General features: G+C 67.1%; 21 protein-coding genes. 6 read left to right on the top strand and 15 right to left on the bottom strand.

What is annotated here, in order from left to right; all coding sequences use genetic code 11:
- Positions 1-155: 155 nt before the first annotated feature.
- Positions 156-1,031, bottom strand: a complete 876-nt coding sequence (locus LJF27_RS26010) for a LysR family transcriptional regulator (protein ID WP_003093413.1) — start codon at positions 1,029-1,031, stop codon at positions 156-158.
- A 158-nt stretch (positions 1,032-1,189) separates the two neighbouring features.
- Between LJF27_RS26010 and LJF27_RS26005 the strand changes: the two genes are divergently transcribed.
- Positions 1,190-1,942: an SDR family NAD(P)-dependent oxidoreductase gene (locus tag LJF27_RS26005; protein WP_023088058.1), complete on the top strand. Its 753-nt coding sequence runs from the start codon at positions 1,190-1,192 to the stop codon at positions 1,940-1,942.
- 16 nt (positions 1,943-1,958) lie between these two features.
- Here LJF27_RS26005 and LJF27_RS26000 read toward each other — a convergent pair whose 3' ends face one another.
- From LJF27_RS26000 to LJF27_RS25975, 6 genes are all read right to left on the bottom strand, one after another.
- Positions 1,959-3,638: a GMC family oxidoreductase gene (locus tag LJF27_RS26000; protein WP_025921191.1), complete on the bottom strand. Its 1,680-nt coding sequence runs from the start codon at positions 3,636-3,638 to the stop codon at positions 1,959-1,961.
- 154 nt (positions 3,639-3,792) lie between these two features.
- The gene (locus LJF27_RS25995; RefSeq protein ID WP_004351691.1) at positions 3,793-5,097 is read right to left on the bottom strand and encodes a carbohydrate porin; all 1,305 of its coding nucleotides are present in this window, start codon (positions 5,095-5,097) and stop codon (positions 3,793-3,795) included.
- 84 nt (positions 5,098-5,181) lie between these two features.
- Entirely contained in the window at positions 5,182-5,907 is a 726-nt protein-coding gene (locus tag LJF27_RS25990; protein ID WP_003093405.1) for an SDR family NAD(P)-dependent oxidoreductase, read from the bottom strand.
- Positions 5,908-5,921: 14 nt separating this feature from the next.
- Positions 5,922-6,980: a 2,3-butanediol dehydrogenase gene (locus tag LJF27_RS25985; RefSeq protein ID WP_003118211.1), complete on the bottom strand. Its 1,059-nt coding sequence runs from the start codon at positions 6,978-6,980 to the stop codon at positions 5,922-5,924.
- Entirely contained in the window at positions 6,977-8,236 is a 1,260-nt protein-coding gene (locus LJF27_RS25980) for an MFS transporter (protein WP_023117173.1), read from the bottom strand. Before LJF27_RS25980 ends, LJF27_RS25985 begins: the two co-directional genes overlap by 4 nt.
- Positions 8,237-8,306: 70 nt before the next feature.
- Entirely contained in the window at positions 8,307-8,840 is a 534-nt protein-coding gene (locus LJF27_RS25975) for a 2,4'-dihydroxyacetophenone dioxygenase family protein (protein WP_019681396.1), read from the bottom strand.
- A 318-nt stretch (positions 8,841-9,158) separates the two neighbouring features.
- On the opposite strand from LJF27_RS25975, the gene LJF27_RS25970 reads away from it, so the two are divergent.
- Together LJF27_RS25970 and LJF27_RS25965 are read left to right on the top strand one after the other, a co-directional pair.
- Entirely contained in the window at positions 9,159-10,118 is a 960-nt protein-coding gene (locus LJF27_RS25970; protein ID WP_003093398.1) for a helix-turn-helix domain-containing protein, read from the top strand.
- A gap of 47 nt (positions 10,119-10,165) precedes the next feature.
- Positions 10,166-10,582, top strand: a complete 417-nt coding sequence (locus LJF27_RS25965; RefSeq protein WP_003104529.1) for a PaaI family thioesterase — start codon at positions 10,166-10,168, stop codon at positions 10,580-10,582.
- A 9-nt stretch (positions 10,583-10,591) separates the two neighbouring features.
- Here LJF27_RS25965 and LJF27_RS25960 read toward each other — a convergent pair whose 3' ends face one another.
- The gene (locus LJF27_RS25960) at positions 10,592-11,704 is read right to left on the bottom strand and encodes a Rieske 2Fe-2S domain-containing protein (RefSeq protein WP_023116459.1); all 1,113 of its coding nucleotides are present in this window, start codon (positions 11,702-11,704) and stop codon (positions 10,592-10,594) included.
- 28 nt (positions 11,705-11,732) lie between these two features.
- A complete protein-coding gene (locus tag LJF27_RS25955; protein ID WP_009877061.1) occupies positions 11,733-12,698 on the bottom strand; it encodes a PDR/VanB family oxidoreductase in 966 nt (321 codons plus the stop codon).
- A gap of 173 nt (positions 12,699-12,871) precedes the next feature.
- On the opposite strand from LJF27_RS25955, the gene LJF27_RS25950 reads away from it, so the two are divergent.
- A complete protein-coding gene (locus LJF27_RS25950; protein ID WP_223218622.1) occupies positions 12,872-13,663 on the top strand; it encodes a helix-turn-helix transcriptional regulator in 792 nt (263 codons plus the stop codon).
- A gap of 43 nt (positions 13,664-13,706) precedes the next feature.
- Here the strand turns inward: LJF27_RS25950 and hpaC are convergent, their stop codons facing one another.
- The 6 genes from hpaC to LJF27_RS25920 all read right to left on the bottom strand — a co-directional run bounded on the left by hpaC (position 13,707) and on the right by LJF27_RS25920 (position 19,456).
- Positions 13,707-14,219: a 4-hydroxyphenylacetate 3-monooxygenase, reductase component gene (hpaC, locus tag LJF27_RS25945; protein ID WP_003093392.1), complete on the bottom strand. Its 513-nt coding sequence runs from the start codon at positions 14,217-14,219 to the stop codon at positions 13,707-13,709.
- A gap of 29 nt (positions 14,220-14,248) precedes the next feature.
- Positions 14,249-15,811: a 4-hydroxyphenylacetate 3-monooxygenase, oxygenase component gene (gene hpaB, locus LJF27_RS25940; protein ID WP_016252995.1), complete on the bottom strand. Its 1,563-nt coding sequence runs from the start codon at positions 15,809-15,811 to the stop codon at positions 14,249-14,251.
- 165 nt (positions 15,812-15,976) lie between these two features.
- Positions 15,977-16,267 carry a DUF2218 domain-containing protein gene (locus LJF27_RS25935; protein WP_003093387.1) on the bottom strand — a complete coding sequence of 97 codons (291 nt, stop codon included), beginning with the start codon at positions 16,265-16,267 and terminating at the stop codon, positions 15,977-15,979.
- A 212-nt stretch (positions 16,268-16,479) separates the two neighbouring features.
- Entirely contained in the window at positions 16,480-17,241 is a 762-nt protein-coding gene (locus tag LJF27_RS25930) for an SDR family oxidoreductase (protein ID WP_003104535.1), read from the bottom strand.
- Positions 17,238-18,623, bottom strand: a complete 1,386-nt coding sequence (locus LJF27_RS25925) for an aspartate aminotransferase family protein (RefSeq protein WP_003124050.1) — start codon at positions 18,621-18,623, stop codon at positions 17,238-17,240. The genes LJF27_RS25930 and LJF27_RS25925 overlap by 4 nt, the downstream gene beginning before the upstream one ends.
- Positions 18,624-18,631: 8 nt before the next feature.
- Positions 18,632-19,456, bottom strand: coding sequence for a molybdenum cofactor biosynthesis F family protein (locus tag LJF27_RS25920; protein ID WP_003104540.1), 825 nt, complete (start codon positions 19,454-19,456; stop codon positions 18,632-18,634).
- Positions 19,457-19,926: 470 nt separating this feature from the next.
- On the opposite strand from LJF27_RS25920, the gene LJF27_RS25915 reads away from it, so the two are divergent.
- Positions 19,927-20,496 carry a fimbrial protein gene (locus LJF27_RS25915; protein ID WP_025921190.1) on the top strand — a complete coding sequence of 190 codons (570 nt, stop codon included), beginning with the start codon at positions 19,927-19,929 and terminating at the stop codon, positions 20,494-20,496.
- A 30-nt stretch (positions 20,497-20,526) separates the two neighbouring features.
- Positions 20,527-21,273: a molecular chaperone CupB2 gene (cupB2, locus tag LJF27_RS25910; protein WP_003104544.1), complete on the top strand. Its 747-nt coding sequence runs from the start codon at positions 20,527-20,529 to the stop codon at positions 21,271-21,273.
- Positions 21,274-21,497: the final 224 nt, after the last annotated feature.

Genomic DNA, 21,497 nt, shown 5'->3' with positions numbered 1-21,497 from the left:
TCCGCGTACTCCCGGCATACAAATCCCTCCGCCGACGGTACAGCCCCGATACATCGCCCTGGCGAAGTGGCCCTATCCAAACCGGCGCCAGCCAGGTCCTCGCGCTGGCGGAGACGGCGGTGGAAACCTACGGCGGCGATAGCACGGGCCAAATCTCAGTCGCGGCGCTCGACGAGCGCGTCCTGGTGTACAGCCATCAAGCGTTGCGCGTTGGGCGTGAGATGGCCGCTGTGCCAGATGAAATGGATCTCGGTGGTGCCATAGTCGCGCAACGGATGCGCGCGGACCTGGTGGTTGCCAGGTAGCGTCGCAAGCACGGAGCGCAGCACCCAGGCGGCACCCATGCCTGCGCTGACGCAGGCGAGCATGGTGTGGTAGGACTCGATTTCCAGCACTGGCAGTTGTTGCAGGCAGTCGGCTTCCTCCAGCCAGCGATCCATGCGGAAGCGGAACGAGCAGTCGTGACGGAACCCATACAGTTCGGCGCAACGCAGGTCGCGCGGACTGGTGATCGGTGGATGATCCAGCTCGGTAACCAGCACCATTTCGTCGACGAAGGCCAGGCTACTTTCCAGGGTCTGAGAGCGCACGGGACCATCGCTCAGGGCCAGGTCTAGCACTCCATCCGAGACCTGCTGCACCAAGGCTTCCGAGGCTTCGCTGCGGATGTCCAGTTCGATCGCGCGGTGGCGTTGGCGGAACCGCCCGATCAGGCATGGCATGAAGGCGACCAGAACCACGTCGAGGGCACCTACCACCAGGCGGCCGCCGCTCTCTTCGTTGCGCATCATGGCCCGGGTACTGTCGCTGAGATCGAGGATTCGCCGGGCATGCTCCAGCAGACGCCGACCGTCCGGCGACAGGCGCAGACGCTGGTGCTCGCGCAGGAACAGCTGGCAGCCGAGGTCTTCCTCAAGCTGGCGGATGCGTACGGAGAGACTCGACGGGACACGGTTCAGCGCCTTCGCCGCGGCGTTGATCGAGCCGGTGTGGGCCACGGCGCAGAAAGCGCGGAGCTGAGACAATTGCACCTGGGTATTCTCGCTTTGCGAATCGTTGGCTGAATATTTTTCGATTTCCAGAATACCTTGTCGTTCGCTACCGTTCGCCCGTCCTTACGTCCGGTGATCGGATCCCGGCGTTCCTTCCCGGCTTGCGGGCCCATCGCGTCCGCTCATGGAGAGATTACATGAATCTGCAACTCGCACAGCGCAGGGTGCTGGTTAGTGGCGGTTCGCGCGGTATCGGCCGCGCCATCGTCGAACATTTTCTCGCCGAAGGGGCCGAGGTGGCCTTCTGCGCCCGTGGTGAGGCGGGCGTGGCCGAAGCAGCGGATTGCTTCGGCGAGCGTGCCTTTGGCATGTCTGTGGACATCACCGACCCGCAGCAGGTGCGCGGTTGGGTAACGCGCTCGGCGCTGCACTTGGGCGGCATCGACATCGTTGTGCCCAACGTCAGCGCGCTGGCCGGTGGCGGAGACCTGGACACCTGGCGGCGCGCTTTCGAGACCGACCTGCTGGGCAGCGTGGGCATGGTCGCTGCCGCCCTGCCGTGGTTGAAACGCTCCGAGGCTGCCTCGGTGGTGCTGATCTCCAGTGTTTCCGGCCGCGAGGTGGACATGTTCGCCGAGCCCTATGGCGTGCTCAAGGCGGCCCTGGTCCACTACGGGAAGACGCTTGCCAGCCGCCATGCGGAGGACGGCATTCGGGTCAATACGGTGTCGCCGGGCAACGTCTATTTCGAAGATGGCGTATGGGGCGCGATCGAACGGGATAGCCCGGAAACCTTCGCCCGTTGTCTCGCCGCCAATCCCATGGGGCGCATGGCGCGACCCGACGAGGTGGCGCGGGCGGTGCTGTTCCTGGCCAGCCCGGCGGCCAGCTTCACCACCGGAACCAACCTGCTGGTGGACGGCGGGTTGACCCGGGGCGTGCAGTTCTGAGCAGAGTGCCGGAGGCTCAGGCCTCTACCAGCTCCGGCGCATCCCGCCGCTGTTCCGTCGGCGCATGGGGCGCCGGCTTGCCGAGGATCAGGTCGGCGGCCTTCTCGCCGATCATGATCGCCGGGGCGTTGGTATTGCCGGTGATCAGCGTCGGCATGATCGACGCATCGGCCACCCGCAGGCCTTGCAGGCCGTGCACGCGCAACTGGTCGTCGACCACCGCGAGCTGGTCGTGGCCCATCTTGCAGGTGCCCACCGGATGGAACACGGTGCCCAGGTTGGCGCGGATCCAGGCCTCGATCTGGCCGCGGCTGGAAACCTGCGGGCCCGGTACCAGCTCGCCCTTGAGGTGACGGGCGAAGCTGCGGCTGGCGGCCAGTTTGCGGACCAGTTGGAAACCCTGGACCAGGGTATCGAGGTCGGCAGGGTGGCTGAGGAAGTTGGCTTCGATCAGCGGCCGGTCGTGCGGGTCCGGCGAGTTCAGGCGGACCCGCCCGCGGCTCTGCGGGTGCATCACCGCGACGTGCAGGCTGACCCCGTGGCCGAAGGGGACCAGGCGCTGCGGCTGGTTCTTCAGCGCGGGGGCGACGATCAGACCCAGCTCCAGGGTCTCTGCCTGCGGGTCGAGGCGGAGGAAGCCACCGGACTCGACGGTGTTCGAGGTCAGCGCCCCGCGCCGGCCGAACAGGTACTGCCAGGGCGAGCGCAGCAGCGGCAGCCAGCCCTTCGGCGAGAAGCCCAGGCCGTAGCCGAGCTTGGCCTCGGTGCGGTACATCAGCACGATGTCCTGGTGGTCCTGCAGGTTCTCGCCGACCCCAGGCAACTCATGGCGCTGGACGATGCCGTGGCGCGCCAGTTCCGCCGCCGGGCCGATGCCGGAGAGCAACAGGAGCTGCGGCGAGTTGATCGAGCCGGCGCTGAGGATCACTTCGCGGCGTGCCTGCAATTGCACGACCTCGCCAGCCTGGCTGATCTCCACGCCGGTGGCGCGGGTACCTTCCAGCAGCACGCGCAGGGTCAGCGCCGAGCTGAGCACGGTGAGGTTGGGCCGCGCCAGGGCCGGGTGCAGGAAGGCGCGCGCCGCGCTACAGCGTTCGCCGTTGACCTGGGTGACGTGGAACGGGCCGATGCCTTCCTGGCGCTCGCCGTTGAAGTCGGCGTTGTACGGCCAGCCCATTTCCTCGGCGGCCTGGAAGAACACCTGGTTGATCGGGCCCGGGCTGCGCTGCGCGGCGACGTTCAATTCGCCGCCGCGCCCGTGCCAGGGCGATTCGCCCGGCTCGAAATGTTCCGAGCGGCGAAAGTACGGCAGCAGCTCGTCGTAGCTCCAGCCACGGTTGCCGAGGGATGCCCAGCGGTCGTAGTCGTGGCGGTCGCCGCGGATGTAGATCATCCCGTTGATCGCGCTGGAGCCGCCCCAGACCTTGCCGCGCGGGCAGGCGATCGGCTGGTTGGCGGTGCCGGGCTGGGCGGCGAAGCGATGCATCCAGTTCCACTTCGGGTTGGCGATCAGGCGGATGATCCCGGCCGGCGTGCGGATGTAGGCGGCGGGGAGCGGCGTGCGGTCGCTGGGGCCGGCCTCGACCAGGCAGACCGAGACGGCGGGATCGGCGGAAAGACGGTTGGCCAGGACGCAACCGGCGGAGCCGGCGCCGACCACGATGTAGTCGAACGAACGGCGGGCAGTGGAAGTCATGTCGGCACCTTTCTGGGTGTGCTGCCGGGCCTCGCCCGGCGTTCTTTTTCGCCCCGCGCCCATGGGCGCGACGCTACTCCATTGGACGGGGAAGCGCGCCCGGCCGCTTGTCCCAGCCTGCCGGCGGGGTTGACCGAGGCTGCCAGGCGGCGCGCTAAAGCCCCAGCAGCGAGCCCATGTCGACCATCAGTTGCAGGCCGACGACGAAACCGTCTCCGCTCAGTTCGCGAGCGCCGGGGTTGTAGTAGTTGTCCGGGTTGAAGATGTACTGCACCGACGGCTCCAGCGCGATGTGCGGGGTCAGTGCGATGTGCGCATTGGTTTCCAGGGCGTACACGTCGCGCTGGCCGAGTTTCGCATCGCCGCCAGCGGCGATCCGCGCCTGGCGCTGGAACTCCAGCTGGTGATCGTTCAGGCGCAGGTAGCTGGCCTTGAGGTTGAGCTTGTCCCGCGTGCGGTCGAAGGGCGCATGGTAGGTCAGGCCCAGCTCGGCGAAATGACGGAACGGCTGCTTGTCGTCGGCCGATACCGACAGCGAGCCGAACAGCCCCAGCGCCCTCGGCGAATCGAGGCGGCCGCCGTCGGCGCGCCAGAACAGCTGCTGGAACTTGAAGAAGCCGCCGGCGCTGCCGTGGTCGCTGGCGCCGGTGAGCGGGTCGACCTGGTTGGCGGTGTTCAGGTAGGCGTTGAGTTCATAGTGCGAGCGGTAGGGATCGAGGCTTTCCTCGCGCTTTTCGCCGATCCCCAGCAGCAGGCTGGTGCCGCTGGCGTCGTCGGTGCCGAAATCGAGGCCATGGCGCTTCTTCAGGTAATCCACCGGGTTGGACTCGAAGGCCCCGGCGTGCAGGTACAGGGTCGGGGTCGCCCGGTACTTCAGGTAGCCGCCCCAGGCGCCGTAGGGCGGCGGCAGGATGCCGGTGGAGGCGTCGATGATCGGGTCGTTGCAGGTGACCACGGTCTCGCAGTTGTAGATCAGGAAATAGCGCCGCGCATTGGTCCGTCCGAGATGGCTGTCGAGGCGTCCGCCCAGCCACTGCTGCTGCCAGGTGAGCAGGCTCAGCTGGTTGGCGCCGATGTCGTTGTGCAGCGGCGCGCCGCCGAAGTAGCTGCCCACCGCGCCCTGCCAGCTCGGCCCGGTGGGCTGACCGGTGCCGCGGTCGAGGATGAACAGGGTTTCCTCGATGTGCAGCGAGGCGCCGTCCAGGCCGGCGAGGGTGGCGAGGTCGAGGTCGGCGCCGAGGAACAGGTCGCCGCTGTTGCCGAAGCTGTGCTGGCGCGGGCCGGTGTCGAGGTTCTTCAGCGACAGGCTCCAGAACTGCGCGTGGGTCTTCACGCCGTGGCGCTGGAGTCGTTCGCCGAACCCGGCCAGCGGGCCGCTGCGGCTGTCTTCGGCGGCCTGCGCGGAGAGACCGAGGAAACCGGCGCAGAGCAGCGCCGGCAAGGTGCGGAGGGTTTTCATGGCAAGGCACTCGTCTTGTTGTTGTTCTGTCGTGCGAATCGCTGTCCGCCCCAAGCGGACAGGTGCATCCGGAGCGAAGGCGGCTCAGGCGCAGAGATAGCCGCCGTCCACCGCCAGCACGGCGCCGGTGACGAAGCTGGCGCCGGGACCGCAGAGGAAGGCCGCGGCGCTGGCCACCTCGGGCGCCTCGCCCCAGCGCGCCAGCGGCGTGCGCTGCATGATCCGGCGGGTGGCCTCGACGTCGGCCTTGAGCCCGGCGCCCAGCGGCGTGTCGATCCAGCCGGGGGCGATGGCGTTGACCCGGATGCGCTCGGCGGCATACTCGCAGGCCAGGGAACGGGTGAGCTGGACGATGGCGCCCTTGCTGGCGCTGTAGGCCGGGCGGTCGGCGGAACCGAAGGTGCTGTACATCGAGGCGATGTTGAGGATGCTGCCGCCGCGCTGCGCCAGCAGCGGCCGGGCCAGTTGGCTGGCGAGCATGGCGGCGCTCAGGTTGAGGCGCAGCACCCGTTCGAAGGTAGCCAGGTCGTATTCCTCGCGGTCGCGGCTGATGCCGGCGTTGTTCACCAGCACATCCAGGCGCGGCAGCGCTTCGAACAGCCGTTGCAGGCGCTGGCTGTCGGTGATGTCCAGTTCTTCCCGGCGAATCCGCGGATGACGCGGTGCGTGCACGCCGTCGGCGTCCAGGCCGAGGGCGACGACTTCGGCGCCGAGTTCGGCGAACTGCATGGCGATGGCCGCGCCGATGCCGGAGCTGCCGCCAGTGACCAGCACCTGCTGGCCGGCGTAGATATCGTGTTGGAAAACCATCGGCGATCGTTCCTTCAGGCGTCGGCCAGGGCCGGGTTGGGATTGACCAGCACCTTGACCTGCGACTTGTCGCGCAGCAGGGCCTCGAAACCGTGCTCGACGGCCTGCTCCAGGGGCACGCTGCGGGTCACTGCGCGGGCCAGGTCGAGGCGGCCGTCGGCGAGCAGGGCGATCAGCTCCGGGTAGGCGTCGCGGTAGCCGACGCTGCCGAGCAGGCGCAGTTCGCGGTTGACCAGGTCGAAGGCGTCCAGCCGGACCTCGCCCATCAGGCTCACCAGCACCAGCTCGCCACCCTTGCGCAGGCTGGCCAGGGCGGCGTCGAGGCTGGCCTGGCTGCCGGCGGCCTCGAAGGCGCAGTCGAGCGCGCCGCCCTCGCGCAGGCGCGCCGCCGTGTCGCCGTCGCGGGCGTCGAGCGCCCGGCTGGCGCCGAACTCCCCGGCCAGGGCGAGGCGCTCGGGACTGACGTCGATCGCGACGATGTCCTCGATTCCGCGCAGGCGGGCGAGCATCACCAGCAGCAGGCCGATCGGGCCGAGCCCGAACACCGCGCAGCGCTGGCCCGGCGCCAGGCTGCTGCGGCGCAGCGCGTGCAGGGCCACGGCGGCCGGTTCGAGCACGGCGGCCTGGCGGAAGCCCACCGCGTCCGGCAGACGGTGCAGCATGTAGGCCGGCACTCGCGCGCGCTCGGCGAAGCCGCCGTCGCCCATCAGGCCGATGAAGCCCATCGACTCGCAGAGGTTGTAGCGGCCTTCCCGGCAGTAGCGGCATTCGCCGCAGCGGTATTCCGGCTCCACCGCGACGCGGTCGCCGATGCGCAGTCCCTCCACGCCAGGGCCGAGCGCGGCGACCACGCCGCAGAACTCATGGCCGAGGGTCAGCGGCGCGCGGCAACCGGACAGCGGGTGCGCCTCGGCCTGGGGAATCGAGTGCGGGCCGCTCTGGTATTCGTGCAGGTCGCTGCCGCAGATGCCGCAGTAGGCGACTTCCAGTTCGACTTCGCCGGGCCGCGGCGCCTGGCGTTCCAGTTCGCTCAGGCGGAGGTCGCGGGCAGCGTGCCAGCGCAGTGCTTTCATGGTTGGTTTCCTTGCAGGACGGAGGTAGGCGCGCTGAGCTGGCGCGCCAGCACGGCGGGCGCGGTTTCGCGCAGGAACAGCGAGAGGAACGCGGCGAGCAGGGCGCCGCCGCAGGACATCCACATGACGATGGACAGGCCGAAGCGGTCGGCGGCGAAGCCGGCCACGGTCGGCGCGAGGAAACCGCCGACCAGTTCGCCGAGGCCCATGATCAGGCCGAGGGCGGTGGCGATGACGCCGCGCGAGACGGTCTCCGCCGGGATGGTCGCCATGAACAGGGTGAAGCAGCCGAGCCCGGTGTAGGTCAGCAACAACAGCAGGCCGAGGCTGGTCGCGTTCGGCGCATAGAGCAGCGCCAGCGGGCAACACGCGGCGAGCAGGGAGAACGCCACCAGGGTCGGTCGACGGCCGATGCGATCGGATATCGCCGGTACGGCGAAGCCCCAGACCACCCAGGCGACGCCCAGGCAGCTCATCAGCCTGCCCATGGTCGCCGGGCTGAAGCCGCGGGCGTTGACCAGGAAGGTCGGGGTAAAGGAAATCAGCACGATGAACCAGGTGACGAATACGCAACTGATCAGGGTGCAGAGCAGGATGTTGCGGCTCTTCAGCAGTGCCAGGCGCTTGCCTTTCGCTTCTTCTGCGCGCGGCGCCGGGCGCTGCGCGCGGGGCGGGTCGGGACGCACATGGCGCCAGATCAACCAGGCGATCAGCAGACCCGGCAGCAACGAGACGATGAAGGCGTGACGCCAGCCGAGGGCTTCGGCCAGGGCCACCAGCAGCGGCGGGCCGATCACCGCGCCGAGCAGGCCGGCCGCCGAGCCCTGTAGCAGACCCATGTTGAGGCCGCGGCGATGTGGCGAGGACGCCTCGACCATCAGCGATTGCGAGAGCGGCAGGATCGGCCCCTCGGCCAGGCCCATGATGCCGCGGAACAGCAGCAGGCTGAGGAAGCCGCCGACCAGCCCGGACAGCGCCGAGCACAGCGAGAACAGGATCACCGCCACGATCAGCAGCGGCTTGCGCTGCCCGCGGCGGTCGGACCAGGCGCCGACCAGCGCGCCGGATACCGCCCAGGCCAGGGCCAGCACCGAGGAGAGCATGCCCAGGTGGCTGTTGCTCAGTTGCAGCTCCTGTTCCATGAAGGGAAACAGGAAGGACAGCGCCAGGCGGTCGAAGAAGACGAAGCCGAAGGTCAGGAACAGCACGCAGAGCAGGACGTTTTCGTAACTGGCGGAATTGTTGTTATGCGCCATGTCGGTCTCCAGGCCGGGCGGGCCGGCCGGCGGGGAGGCGCGCGTCCGCCAGGGCGGCGCGCGCCCGGGGTCAGCGGAACAGGGAGTCGATGTAGGCGGCGCCGACGCCGATCTTGTCGTAGTGCTCACGGCACATCGCGATGTAGTCGTGGACGTCGAAGATGCCGTCCGCGTTGCCCTTCTCGTCGAGCCAGACCAGCGGTCCCTTGACGATGAAGAATGCACGCATCGGCTGCTCGTGCTCGTAGGCCACCAGGGTGTGGCCCTCGCCGGGCGTCTCGTAGATGAAGTCGCCGGCGGTGGCGGTCCAGTCGTGCTCCAGGTAGCCCCACTTGCCGCTGATGGTGTAGGCGAACACCTCGTGCGGGTGGTAGTGGCGGTTGACCAGGCCGGCGCTCGTCGCCATCAGGATGTCGCACCAGCGGTTTTCGCTTGGCGAGATCCACAGCGGACGCGACTTCACGGTCTCGGTGAAGGGCACGTAGAGGCGCTCGTCCTCGGTCGGCGCGTTGCGCAGGTAGACCTCGGGCTTGGCGTCCGGCTTGAAGCAGTCGGGAATCGGTTGCAGGTCTTTCCAGAATTCACGGGTGGCGAGTTCGGGCATGGGGCGGCCTCTGTCGTTGTTATCGTCGAGCCGACTCTAGCCATGGGCGGGCCTCCGGGTTTGACCCTGGCGGCCAGGAAGCTTGCGCTTTTCGGACATGGCCTGGCGCGCCCCGCGACGCGCCGCCAAGCTGGCCTGCCCAGCGTCGGAGCCGGCTGGAGGGCGATTGACGGAGGAAAGGATTCAGATGTTAATGACGGGGTGCCAGGCGCCTCGCCGACCGACCGCGACAGGTCGGCGGAGCGGCCCGGCGCCTGGCCCCGGAGGCCTTGCCTGAGGTCCGGGAGGTCCACGCAGCGTTCGACGAGAAGAATAAAAATGCCCGCACATGCCTTGCTCGAAACCCGGCGGGCCAGCACCCAGGACATTCCCCTGGAGCAGCGGCTGGCGTTCTGGGAGGACTACAACGCTTCCATCCTGGTTGGCCTGAAATGTTCGTCGTATTCCCAGGCCGGCTTCGCCGCGACCCAGGACAACCTCTGCCTCGAACGCCTGCGGCTGGCCCGCATCGGCGGCAACGAGCACGTGGTGGAGCGCGACCGCTCGATGATCCGCGCAGTGCCCAAGGAGTCGATCTTCGTCTCCCTGGTGCAGGGCAGCCAGTCGTTCTTCTACCAGGACAACGGCTGCAACCTCCTGCAACCGGGCGAGCTGGTTATCTACCGGACCGACAAGCCCTACCTGTTCGGTTTTTCCGGACCGATGCGGCAGTTCATCTTCGACATTCCCCAGGACGATTTCGCCGAGCGCTGCCTGCGCGACTTCAAGGGACCGCTGAAGATCGGCGCGGAAAGCCCGGTGCAGCGCCTGCTGGTGCGGACCCTCGGCGAGCGTACCCGGGATTTCCTCGACAGCCCCCATGGCGAGGATGCCGAGCGCTACCAGGAGGAAGCCTACGACCTGCTGGCGAGCATCATCAGCGACCATGCCGGCGAGCACCGTGCCAGCGCCCTGGGCGCGTCCTACCTGCTGGCGGCCAAGCAGTACATCCAGCAGCACCTCGACGAACCCGCCCTGAGCTGCGAGCGGGTGGCCGCCGCCACTGGCGTCTCCAGCCGGCACCTGGCGCGGCTGTTCGCCCAGGAAGGCAGCTCGCCCGGGCGCTACCTGCAGGAGCGGCGCCTGGAGCGGGCCCGCCAGTTGCTCGCTTCGCCCCAGGGCCGGCGCCTGGATGTCGCCGAGGTCGCCTATCGCCACGGCTTCTCCAGCCAGGCGCATTTCGCCCGGGCCTTCAAGGCGCGCTACGGGATGACGCCGAGCGAGGCGCGTGGCCGCTAGACCCGACTACCGTACCTTTCCTCCTCCTACTGCCAAGGACCCGTTCCGTGACCGACAAGAAAGAGCAGATCGCCCGTTTCATCCAGCGCGAATTTCCCCAGACCCGGGTCGTGGTCGAAGCCGTCGGCGAGCGTAGCGCCACGGTCTGGCAGGCGGTCGACGCCAGCGACCTGCGCCCCGGCGGCACGGTCTCCGGGCCGACCCTGATGGCCATCGCCGATGTCGCGCTGTACGTGGCGGTGCTGGGCGAGATCGGCATCGTCCCGCTGGCGGTGACCACCAGCCTGACCATCAACTTCCTGCGGCGTCCCGCGGCGGACCGCCGGGTGGTCGCCGAGTGCCGCCTGATGAAGGTCGGCAAGACCCTGGCGATGGGCGAGGTCTCGCTGTTCTCCGAAGGCGACGCGGAACCGGTCGCCCATGTGGTCGGCACTTACTCGATCCCGCCGGCGCACCGCCGCTGAGGGCGGCGCTCAGGCCACCCGGTGCGCCGCGCGCTGGCGCGCTTCCTCATCGGCGCGGCGCTTGAGGTAGGTGCGGGTGGCCACCGCCGGCGCGTCGCTGGCGACGGAGATCTCGTAGCTATCCTCATCGGCCTCCGCGAGTACCTTTTCCAGCGCGCCGAGGCCTTCCACGTCCTCGACGAAGGCGGCGAACAGTTGCTCGTGCATGAAAGCGCCGACGGTCTCGTCGTCCTGGGCGAAATCGCGTCCGTGGACGATGAAGTAGTGCATGCTGCCGTGGGTCTCCGGGGTGAGGATGTGCGCCGTGCGGATGTGGAATTCCGGTCGCCGCTCGGCGGGCAGGGCTGTGTCGTAGAAGGTCGCGCTGACCTGGTGCAGGCCTGGCGAGAGAAACTCCGAGGTGGTGATGCGCGCCGCCGTGGGACAGCCGTCGAGGCCGGTGGTGCGGCCCCAGACCGGCGACAGGGTGGTCGGCAGCACGTGCCGTACCAGCCGGTAGTGGCCTTCCTTCAGGTCCAGCTCATAGGGCGCCCCGGCGTAATCCGGGGTGCCGATGGTATTGGCGTGGAGGTAGGTGAGATGGGTCAGGTCCATCAGGTTCTCGTGCATGCTCACGTAGTTGCCCGGGTGTAGGAAGTAGCCCTTGGAGCAGGCCCAGCCCGGATCCTCCAGCCAGGGCCGCTGCGGCAGTCGCTTCGGGTCGGCCAGTCGCGGGTCGCCGAGCCAAATCCAGACCAGCGGGCCGCGCTCCAGAAGCGGGTAGTGACGGATGCCGACGCCGCGCGGACAGGCTTTCTGCGACGGTGTCTCGATCAACTCGCCCTGGCTGTCGTAGCGGAAACCGTGATAGCCGCAGACGATCCCGTCCCCCTCCAGGCGACTGCGCGATAGCGGGAAGGAGCGATGCGCACAGCGGTCTTCCAGGGCTACCGCCTGGCCGGAGAGGGTGCGATAGAGCACCACGCGCTTGCCGAGCAGAGTGCGCGCGAGCAGTTCGCGGCCGACCTCCTCGGCGAAGGCGGCGACGTACCACTCGTTGAAGATGAACGACGTGTCGCGCGTGGCCATCTGCGCGGCGGCCTTGCGTGAACTGGCGATGAGATTGGCGTTGGGCAGGCTCATGAGGCGTCTCCGTGGTTGTTCTTCGGGGTCAGAGATCGAGTTCCAGGTAGTTGCCGCGGCAGCGTGATACGCAGATCAGCAAGGTTTCCCCGCTGGCCCGCTCGGTGTCGGAAAGCACATGGTCGAAGTGCTCCGGCTCGCCGGCGCAGACGCGTGTCTCGCAGGTCCTGCATATCCCGGCGCGGCAGGCGTAGGGAGGCTCCAGGCCCTGTTCCTCGAGGACTTCGAGGATGCTCTGGTGGCTTTCGACGCGCAGGCTCAGGGCGCTGCGGCGCAACTCCAGGCGGAAGGCGTCGGTGCCGCCGGACGAGGACGCCGGCGCTACTGGAGCGTCGAAGCGTTCGAAGTGCAGGCGTTCCGCGCAGCCGCTCCCGGCGTCGCGGATGGCCTGCATCAACCCGTCGGGTCCGCAGCAGTAGAGTTCTTCGTCGGCACCTAGGCCGGCGATCAGCGCGGTACTGTCGAGTGGGTCGCCTTCGTCGCTGCAATGCAGCCGCGTCCGTTCGCCACCGAGCGTCATCAGTTCGGCGAGGAAGGCTGCGCGCTGGCGTTCGCGGACCGCATACAGTAGGCGCCAGTCCTTGCCCTGCGCCTGGCACCAGCGAACCATCGAGAGAATCGGGGTGATGCCGATGCCGCCAGCGACGAAACAGTAGCGCGCGGCGTCTTCGCGCAGCATGAAGTGGTTGCGCGGTGCCGCCGCGTGCAGGCGGTCGCCCGTGCGCAGTTGGCGGTGGATGAAGCGGGCGCCGCCACGGCTGTCGTCGCCAAGGCCTATCGCCAGTTGGTAGCGCAGGCGTTCGCGGCAGTCGTTGAGCAGGGAGTAGTGGCGGATCAGGCCGTTGCCCAGGTGAAGCTCCAGATGCGCGCCGGGGGTGAAGGCCGGCAGTTCGGTGCCGTCCATGGCGGCCAGCTCGACCAGCACCACGTCGCGCGCAACAGCGCGGAAATCGGTGACCTGCAGGTGCAGGCGGGAGGAAGGCGATGCGCTCATTGTCGGGGGTTCCTTCGGCAGACATGCAGCGAGGCTAGCGCTCCTCCAGTGCCGGCCTGTCCCCCCAGAGGTGGACAGCGGGTTTACCGGCGTCCGTCGCGGTTGCTAACGTGTCGGTCGAGGCCTGGACAGGACCTGCCCTTCCTCACCCATTACAACAAGAACAACGATGCGTGCCCGCCACCATGATCAGCTTCTGGAATGCCCCGCCGGGGTCGCCGTCGGCGGACCTGCGCCCCTTCGTCGAGCTGGCCTGCGCCTTGGGTGGCGAAGGCTTCCCCGCCGCTCTGCTGGAAACCCTTGGCCATTGGGTTGCCGCCCGTCATTTCAACGTGCTGCGCATCGGTGCACCGCGCCCCGAACTGCTCCTGGCCGGCACTCGCCATCGCGACGCGCAACTAGTGTGGCGCTGCTGGCAGGCCTATTCGCGGTACTACCACAGCCATGACCCGCTGTTCCTGCGCATGCAGCGCCAGCGCCGCGGCCCGGTGCCGCTGCTGGGCCACCTGCTGGCCGAGGACATCGAGTTCGATGCTTACCGCGAGGCGATCTATCGGGACAATGGCCTGAGCGAGCGGCTGTCGAGCCTGCATTGGGACGAGGAAGGCCGGCCGCTGCTGTTCAATCTCTACCGGCACCGCGAGGACGGCTATTTCAGCGAGCGCGAGATCGCCGCCTTCGAGCAGTGGGTGCCGGCCCTGCTGCAACTGCTGAGGGGGCACCTGGCCTTGCGCCGGGGACGCAGCGCGACCGACGAGTGGCGGCTGGCGCTGTTGCACCGGGCGACGGACCTGACACCCCAGGAGCTGGCGGTCTGCCTGCACCTGCTGCGCGGGTTGAGCCATGCCGGTATCGCCGCCGAGCTGGGGCTCAAGGAAAGCACGGTGAAAACCTACCGCAACCGCGCCTTTGCCCGCCTGGACATCCATTTTCGCAGCCAGCTTTTCGCCCTGGTGCAGGGCTGAGGAGGGCCGGACGCCGCCTGTGGGGCGGCTCCGGAGAGAGGGGTCAGGCGGCTCGGCAGGCTCGCTGCAGGCGATGGAAGCTGCGGCTGAAGTAGACCAGGCCGTCGCCCTGTTCGAGGACCTGGATGTCCTCCAGTTCCAGCAACAGCACCGAGTGGGTGCCGATCTCCTGGACCTCGGCGATGCGTCCCTGCAGGTTGGCCAGGGCGCCGTGCAGCACCGGCAACCCGGCGAGGCCCTCGCGCCAGTCGTGGAGGGCGAAGCGGCGTTCCATCGGGACCTCGGTCATGCCGGCGAAGTGGCGGGCCACCTCTTCGTGTTCGCCGCTGAGGACGTTCACGCAGAGTCGACCGTTGGCCTTGAACACCGTGTTCATCTCGCTGTTGCGGTTGATGCAGAGCATCAGCGTCGGCGGGCTGTCGGTGACCGAGCAGACCGCGGTGGCGGTGATCCCGCAGCGTCCGGCCGGGCCGTTGCTGGTGATCACGTTGACCGCCGCCGAAAGATGCGCCATGGCGTTGCGGAAGGCTTGCTGCCTGGGTTCGAGCTGGGACATGGGGATAACCTCCGGAGGCGACGCGGGCGTCATTGGCGGATGCGATCGAGCACGTTGATGTCGTCCGGGTTGTGCAGGTGCGGCACGGTCCAGCCGTTCTCGTCGTAGTCGCCCATGCACTGCTCGACCATGCCGAGCATGCCCTTCATCGCCCCGCTGCCGATCGCCTGGCGCAGGGCCTGCATGCGGATCTCGTCCTGGCTGCCGGCGTAGTTGATCTCGTACAGCTCGTGGCGGCCGCCGAACTCACTGCCGATGGCGTCCCAGAGCAGCTTGAGGATCTTGATCCGCTCCCGGTGGCCCATGCCGCCGGAGCCGCGGCAATAGGTGGAGAGGTACTTGTCGAGTTGCGGATTGTGCAGGTCGCGAACGCCGGAGGGCAGGTAGATCAGGCCGCTGGCGACCACCTGCTCGATGGTCTTCTTGATCTCCGGGTAGGCCTGCGGCGCCAGCACGCGGTAGGCCTGCAGGGCCTCGGCGCTGGGCAGGAAGGCGCCGCCGTGCCATTCGCTGGCGTTGCCGTACATGGCGTCGGTCAGCGACCAGAACAGGTTGCGCCAGGCCACCACTTCGCCGACCTGCGCCTGCACGCCGCGGAACTCCAGGGAGCCGGTGCATTGCAGGGCCTTGTAGAGGGCGCCGGTGATGAAGTCGAGCTTGACCGCCAGACGGGTGCAGCCCTGCATCGGGAACAGCCGGCCGAAGCCACCCTGGGGGAACCACTGCTTGCAGCGCTCGAAGTCGCGGTAGATCAGTACGTTCTCCCAGGGGATGAACACCTTGTCCATCACCAGGATCGCGTCGTTCTCGTCGAAACGGCTGGACAGCGGGTAGTCGAACGGCGATCCGGCGATACCCGCCACCAGTTCGTAGGAGGGGCGGCAGATCAGCTTCATGCCGGGGGTGTTCATCGGCGCGATGAACATCAGGGCGAAGTCGGTGTTGTCGCCGAGCAGTTGCGCCGAACCCTGGCCGACGAAGTTGTAGTGGGTCAGCGCGGAATTCGTGGCGACCACCTTGGCGCCGCTGACGACGATGCCGCCGTCGATTTCCTCGTCCACCGAGATGAACACGTCCTTGACCTGGTCCACCGGCTTGTCGCGGTCGATCGGCGGGTTGACGATGGCATGGTTGAGGTACAGGCAGGCTTCCTGGATGCGCTTGTACCAGGTTTTCGCGTTGTCCTCGAAACGCCCGTAGAAGCCCGGGTTGGCGCCGAGGGCGCTGCCGAAGGCGGCCTTGTAGTCCGGGGTGCGGCCCATCCAGCCGTAGGTCAGCCGCGACCACTCGGCGATGGCGTCGCGCTGCTGGCGCAGTTCGTCGGCGCTGCGCGCGTAGCGGAAGAACTTGTGGGTATAGCCGCCGTTGCCGGTATCGGTCTCCCAGCAGAGCTTTTCCTTGCTCTGCGGATCGTGCAGGGCGTCGTAGAGCCGGGCCATGGAGGCGGCCGCGTTGCGGAAGGCGGGGTGGCTGGTGACGTCCTTGACGCGGTCGCCGTAGATGTAGATCTCACGGTCGTCGCGCAGGCTGGCGAGGTACTCCTCGCCGGTGAACGGACGGGTGGCAGAGGCACGGAAATCTTCGGGTTTCATCATCGTCTCCAGTCATTGTTGTTATCTGCGCGAGAGCGCCTGGAGGGGATGATGGGACGGGGGCGGAGCGAGCTGAATGGCTTTTCCGGGGAATGAATTGCACTTTCCATGGCCCCGCGTGACGCCCGGCGCCCGGCCGCGAAGGGCGGCCGGGTGGCGGCGCGTTCAGCTTTCGGCGGGCTGCCAGGCAATCTCCAGGCTTTCGCTGTTGGCCATGCGTTGCAGGTGATCGGCGACCACGTTCTGCATGTGGGCGAGGCTGTCCTCGTCGGGGCTGTTGAGAATCATCAGGACATGGTCGGGGTGGGCGAGCAGCTCGCAGTTGGAGTCGCCGAAGTCGATGAAGCCGCGCTCGGGTGTGAGTTCGACTTCGAACTTGTGGCCCCAGTGCTTGCACAGGCGATTGACGTAGCGTGCCGCCGATTCGGTACGGACATGGGAGGTGGAGCGGAACATGAAGCGAATCCTCTCGGTTGGGGATTTCCGATACTAACCTGCTGAGAGTCATTCTTATTCATCCATTTTGCAGGGGCTTTCGATAATCGCCCGGCAAATGGTCGGCCCTTGTCCGTGGGACAGGGCGAGCGCCCTACCGGAGCCGGCGGAAGTGTTTGCCGGATACGTCGGAAAGCGCTCTCTCTGGAGGGAGAGGGCGAACGCCAGCGGCTTCAGGCCAGCCCGCCGTTTTCCGGCAGCAACGCGCCGCCATCCACAACCAGGGTCTGCCCGGTGATGTAGCTCGCCTCGTCGGAGGCGAGGAAGAGCATGGCGTGGGCGATGTCCAGCGGCTGGCCGACACGCCCGAGGGGGATGTGCGCGGCCAGCGCGGCGGCGTCGCCGAGGCTGCCCAGCGCCGGAGTCGCGACCAGGCCGGGCTCGACGCCGTTGACGGTGATGCCGTCGCCGGCCAGCTCCAGCGCGGCGGCGCGGATGAAACCGTTGACCCCGGCCTTGCTCGCCGCATAGTGCGAGAGCCCAGGGATCGCCGTGCGCGGGCCGGTCACCGAGGAGGTCACCAGGACGCGCCCGGCCACGCTGCGGCGCAGGGCGGGAAGGGCGGCCTGGGTCAGCCGGAAGCAGCTTTTCAGGTTCACCGCCAGGGTCCGTTCCAGGGTGCCTTCGTCCAGTTCCGCGAGGGCGCACTGGGGAAAGGCAGCGGCGTTGTGCAGGAGGATGTCCAACTGGCCGAAGCGCTCCAGGGTCGCGCTCACCGCTCGTCTCGCGGCGTCGTGCTCGCTCAGGTCGACGGCCAGCAGTTCGGCCGTGCCTCCGCCCAGGCGGATCGCCTCCAGGACGGCCTGGCCGCGGCTGGCGGTACGCGTCGCCAGCAGAACCCTGGCGCCTTCGGCGGCGAAGCATTCGGCGATGGCCCGGCCGATGCCCTGGCCGGCGCCGGTGACCAGTGCGACGCGGTTCTCCAAGCGCCTCACGATGGGCGCTCCAGCAGTTCGCCCAGGCAATCGCGGAGCAGGCGGTCGTGCAGTTCGACGTCCTCTGCGCGGGTCGCCGGGCAGGTCAGCGCCATGTTGTGGAATGGCGTCAAGAGCACGCCGCGGTTGAGCAGGTAGAGGTGCAGGCAGGCCTCGATCAGGCCGTTGCGTGCGTGGTGGGCCTCGCCGCCGTTGCGCGGGGCGTGGGTCATGAACAGGTACTCGACGCGCGCGCCGATGCGCGTCACGTGCCAGGGCAGGCGCAGTTCCTCGAGCGTCGCGCGGACGCCCGCCTCGAGCTGCGCGGCGAGCTGGAACATGTGCCGATAGGCGTCCTCCGTCATCACTTCGGCGAAGGTCGCGCGCATCGCCGCCAGTTGCAGCGCGTTGCCGGCCAGGGTGCCGCCAAAGCCGAAATGGTTGATCGCCTGCCCCGGTCGGAAGTGCGGCAGTACCGCCCAGATCCGCTCCGCCTGCGCCTGGCTGCATCCCCAGACGGCGCTGGGAATGCCGCCGGCGATGCATTTGCCGAGGACGAAGAAGTCCGGCTCGAGGCCATGCGCGCCGCTATAGCCGGCGGGACCGCAGGAGATGGTGTGGGTCTCGTCGATGATCAGCGCCACGTCGTGGCGGCGGGTCAGTTCGCGCAGGCCGGCGTGGAAGCCTTCGGCCGGCGGGACCATGCCGACGTTGGTCATGAAGGGTTCGGTGAGCACCGCGGCGACGTCGCCATGGGCGAGGGCGGCCTCCAGCGCGTCGAGGTCGTTGAACTCCACCAGGCGGGTGGTGGCGTCGTGGCGTACGCCATTGGGGTGAACGCCCGCGCGCGGAACCATGCGCCCGGCGGCGTCGAATTCCACCTGCGATTCGTCGACGCTGCCGTGGTAGTTGCAGTTGAACACCACCACCTTGTCACGTCCGCTGAGCATCCGGCACAGGCGCAGGACGAAACGGTTGGCGTCGGTGGCCGAGGTGGTCACCTGCCAATAGGGCAGGCCGAAGCGCCGCGCCAGTTCGGCGCCGACCCACAGGCTGTCCTCGGTCGGCAGCATCAGGGTCGAGCCGCGCCGCGCCTGGCGGGCGATGGCGTCGGCCACCGCCGGTTGGGCGTGGCCGAACATGGCGCCGCTATCGCCGAGGGCGAAGTCGACGTACTGCTGGCCGTCGATGTCGGTGACGCGCGCGCCCTGGGCCTCCTTCACCAGCAGCGGGCAGTTGCCCGGCCACTGTTGCATCCAGTGCAACGGTGCGCCGTACAGCCAGTGGCGGCGGTTTTCCCGGTAGGCCTGGGCGGAGCGCGGATGCAGTTCGTCGAAGCGTCGCAGCTCGCGCTTGAACAGCGCTTCGACGCGGGCCAGGTCGAGGCCGAAGGTGGTGTCCATGGGCGTCCTCACAGGTCGTGGCGGGTCTGGTTGAGCACCTGGGCCAGGGCGCCGACCGGGAAGTTAACCGGGGTGGCGAAGTCGTCGTCCTGGTAGCCGAAGATCTTGCCGTCGGTGCGCCCGGCTTCCAGGTCGATCAGCAGCACGCCGAGGGTCGGCACGATCTTCTCGCGCCAGACGAACAGGTACAGGCGTTCGGCCAGTCGGTAGCAGTGGCAGCGGTCGGTATCGGCCAGCCCTCGCTCGGCGCCGCGCAGGCATTGCCAGGTGTAGAAGTCGGGATTGAGGTAGACGTGTTCGTAGGCCTCGCTGGCGCTGTAGACGTAGCGGTTGCGCAAGCCGACCAACTCGTCGCTGGGGACGTGCGGGCAGGCGCCGGGCTGCCACGGGCGGTCGAGGCTGCCATGCAGGAACTCGGCCTCCACGCCGGTCAGTTCCCGGCCGGCCAGGGCCCGGGCGAACAGGCCCTGTTCGCAGGCCGCGCGGTCGGGCAGATGGCCGAGCACCGCGGTGAACGCCTGGTTGTCGAAGTCCAGCACCAGGCTGACCGAGACCGGCCGGCCGTTTTCCTGCTTGAGGAAATCCACCAGGTAAAGGTTTTCCCGCAGTGAACTGGCGCGGTAGTCCGACTCGCCGCTGGCACTGCCGTCGGCCAGGCGCCAGCGCAGGCGCTGCGAGTCGAAGGCATGTTCGATGACCCAGCCGTTGGCGAAGTGCAGGACCCGTTCGAGCCCGGCGAGATCGCCGCAGGCGGGAAGGACGTGGTTGTCCGGGGCGAAGCCGTCGGCCAGGGCGCCGACGGTGATCCATCCGGAATGCGAGTGGGCGGACATAGGGTTCTCCTCGTCGTGGGAAACCCATGCTGGCCTGTCTTCGAGTATCCCGATATCGACCGGATGGTTGATAGGTCGATATGCCACGGAAATAGTACGGAGCGGCGAAGGGAAAGTTATCGAAGATGAAGTCTTAGATGAGTTTTCGTTTCTTCTTTTTTGGTTTTTTAGTTAATGGGTTCCTGTTCTTCTATAAGTATTTTCTGAATTTATTCTTATGTGCCTATTGGCTGTTATCGGAAATGGACTACATATGTTTTCGTATGATTATTATTTTTAAATCCTGTCTTTCTTTCTAGTATTTGGGTCTGCGTTTATCAGGGCGCAATCTTCGGCTGTCGCGTAATGGTCGGAGGCGCTCTAGGCGGCCGTCCCGGTTGCGCGCAAAGGCTTGGCTACCTTGGCCGGTTCGTACTGCATCGGCTCTCCAGGGAGCAGCCAGGATGTTCCACAACTCCAAAGGAAATCAGATGAACAAGTTCAAACGTGCAATTCTTGCGCCCCTCGTTGCGTCGGGCACCCTTCTCGCGCTGATGTCCCCCGTGGCCCATGCGGTCGATGGGATCGTCAACTTCTCGGGCAACATCACCGACGTCGCGTGCGATATCAACGGCCAGGCGCCGGGTGCGGGCAACGTCACCAACGTCGACCTGGGTATCGTGGCGCCGACCCATTTCACCGCCGTCGGAACCAACTCCTCTTTCCAGGAGTTCGATCTGGTCCTCTCCGGTGCCGGCTGCACCAATGACAAGAAGGTTTCCATCGCCTTCGATACGGTCACCAACGTCGACCGTATCAGCGGCAACCTGATGCTGATGGGGCCGTCGAAAGCCAAGGGCGTGCAGATCCAGATCTTCAACAATTCGGCGGCCAACACCACGAAGATCCCGCTGGGCTTGGTCGAGGCCGCCCCGCAGAAGGCAACCATCGACAAGAACACGGCGACCCTGAAGTACAAGGCCTCCTATGTGTCCACCGAGAAGACCGTGACCGCGGGTACCGGCCTGTCCCATATCCGCTACCTCCTGGCGTACGAGTAAGCGGCGGTCGACGGACGAAGAGGTGAGGCCATGGCGCCGCTAATGCATCGTTTTCATTCTTTCGTGGCGGCAAGCGCCGTGGCCATCGCCCTGTGCGCCGGAACGGCTCATGCCGGGCTGATCGCACAGGGCACTCGCGTCGTCTTTCCGGCCAGCGAGCGCGAGGTCACCTTGCGGGTCAGCAATACCTCCGGCACTCCCGTGCTGGCGCAAGCCTGGATCGACGATGGCCGGCAGGACGTTCCCCCCGAGGAACTGCAGGTTCCCTTCAGTGTCACGCCGGCCGTGACGCGAGTGGACCCCAATGGCGGCGCCGTATTGCGCATCGCCTACCTGAAGGCCCCGTTGCCGACGGATCGCGAATCGCTGTTCTGGCTGAATATCCTGGAAGTTCCGCCCAGGGACGAAGACGAAAACAATGCATTGCAGTTTTCCTTTCGTTCGCGCTTCAAACTCTTCTTTCGACCCAGCCAGTTGAAGAGTGTCGATTCGGCTGCCGGGAAACTTCAATGGAAGTTTCTGGAGTCAGGGGGAGCAGGAAAAAAGACCGTAGTACAGGTAAATAATCCGACGCCTTACTACGTTTCGTTCGCCAGCGTCGAATTGATTGTCGATGGCCGTGTCATGTCCGTGGGAAAGGGAATGGTCGCGCCATTCTCGACGAAGGAGTTCGACTGGCAGGGAAATCCGAAGAACCTGGAAGCCGCTTCCGTCAGATACGAAGTCATCAACGATTACGGTGGCCGCAATACCCTCGATAGGGCACTCGGCAAATAACCCCTCCGTTTCCCCGCTTTCTACTTACGGCCCGACATATGAGTGGCGATTTTAAAATCGCTGCAGGGATTACATATGCCCAAAGTTTCTCTTCATAGGTGCCTGTCCGCTCCCGCTTACGGTGGGCAGGTCGCCCTGTTGCGAATGGCGATGCAGGGAGGGATCGCCGTTCGTTCCCTGCGATTCGCCTGTCTGCTGGCACTGTTTCCTTCGCTGTCCTCCTG

The sequence above is a fragment of the Pseudomonas sp. 203-8 genome (assembly GCF_020708595.1).
Lineage (GTDB): Bacteria > Pseudomonadota > Gammaproteobacteria > Pseudomonadales > Pseudomonadaceae > Pseudomonas > Pseudomonas aeruginosa.
The sequence above is the reverse complement of the archived record's forward strand: the minus strand, read 5'-3'. Positions and strand labels throughout refer to the sequence as shown.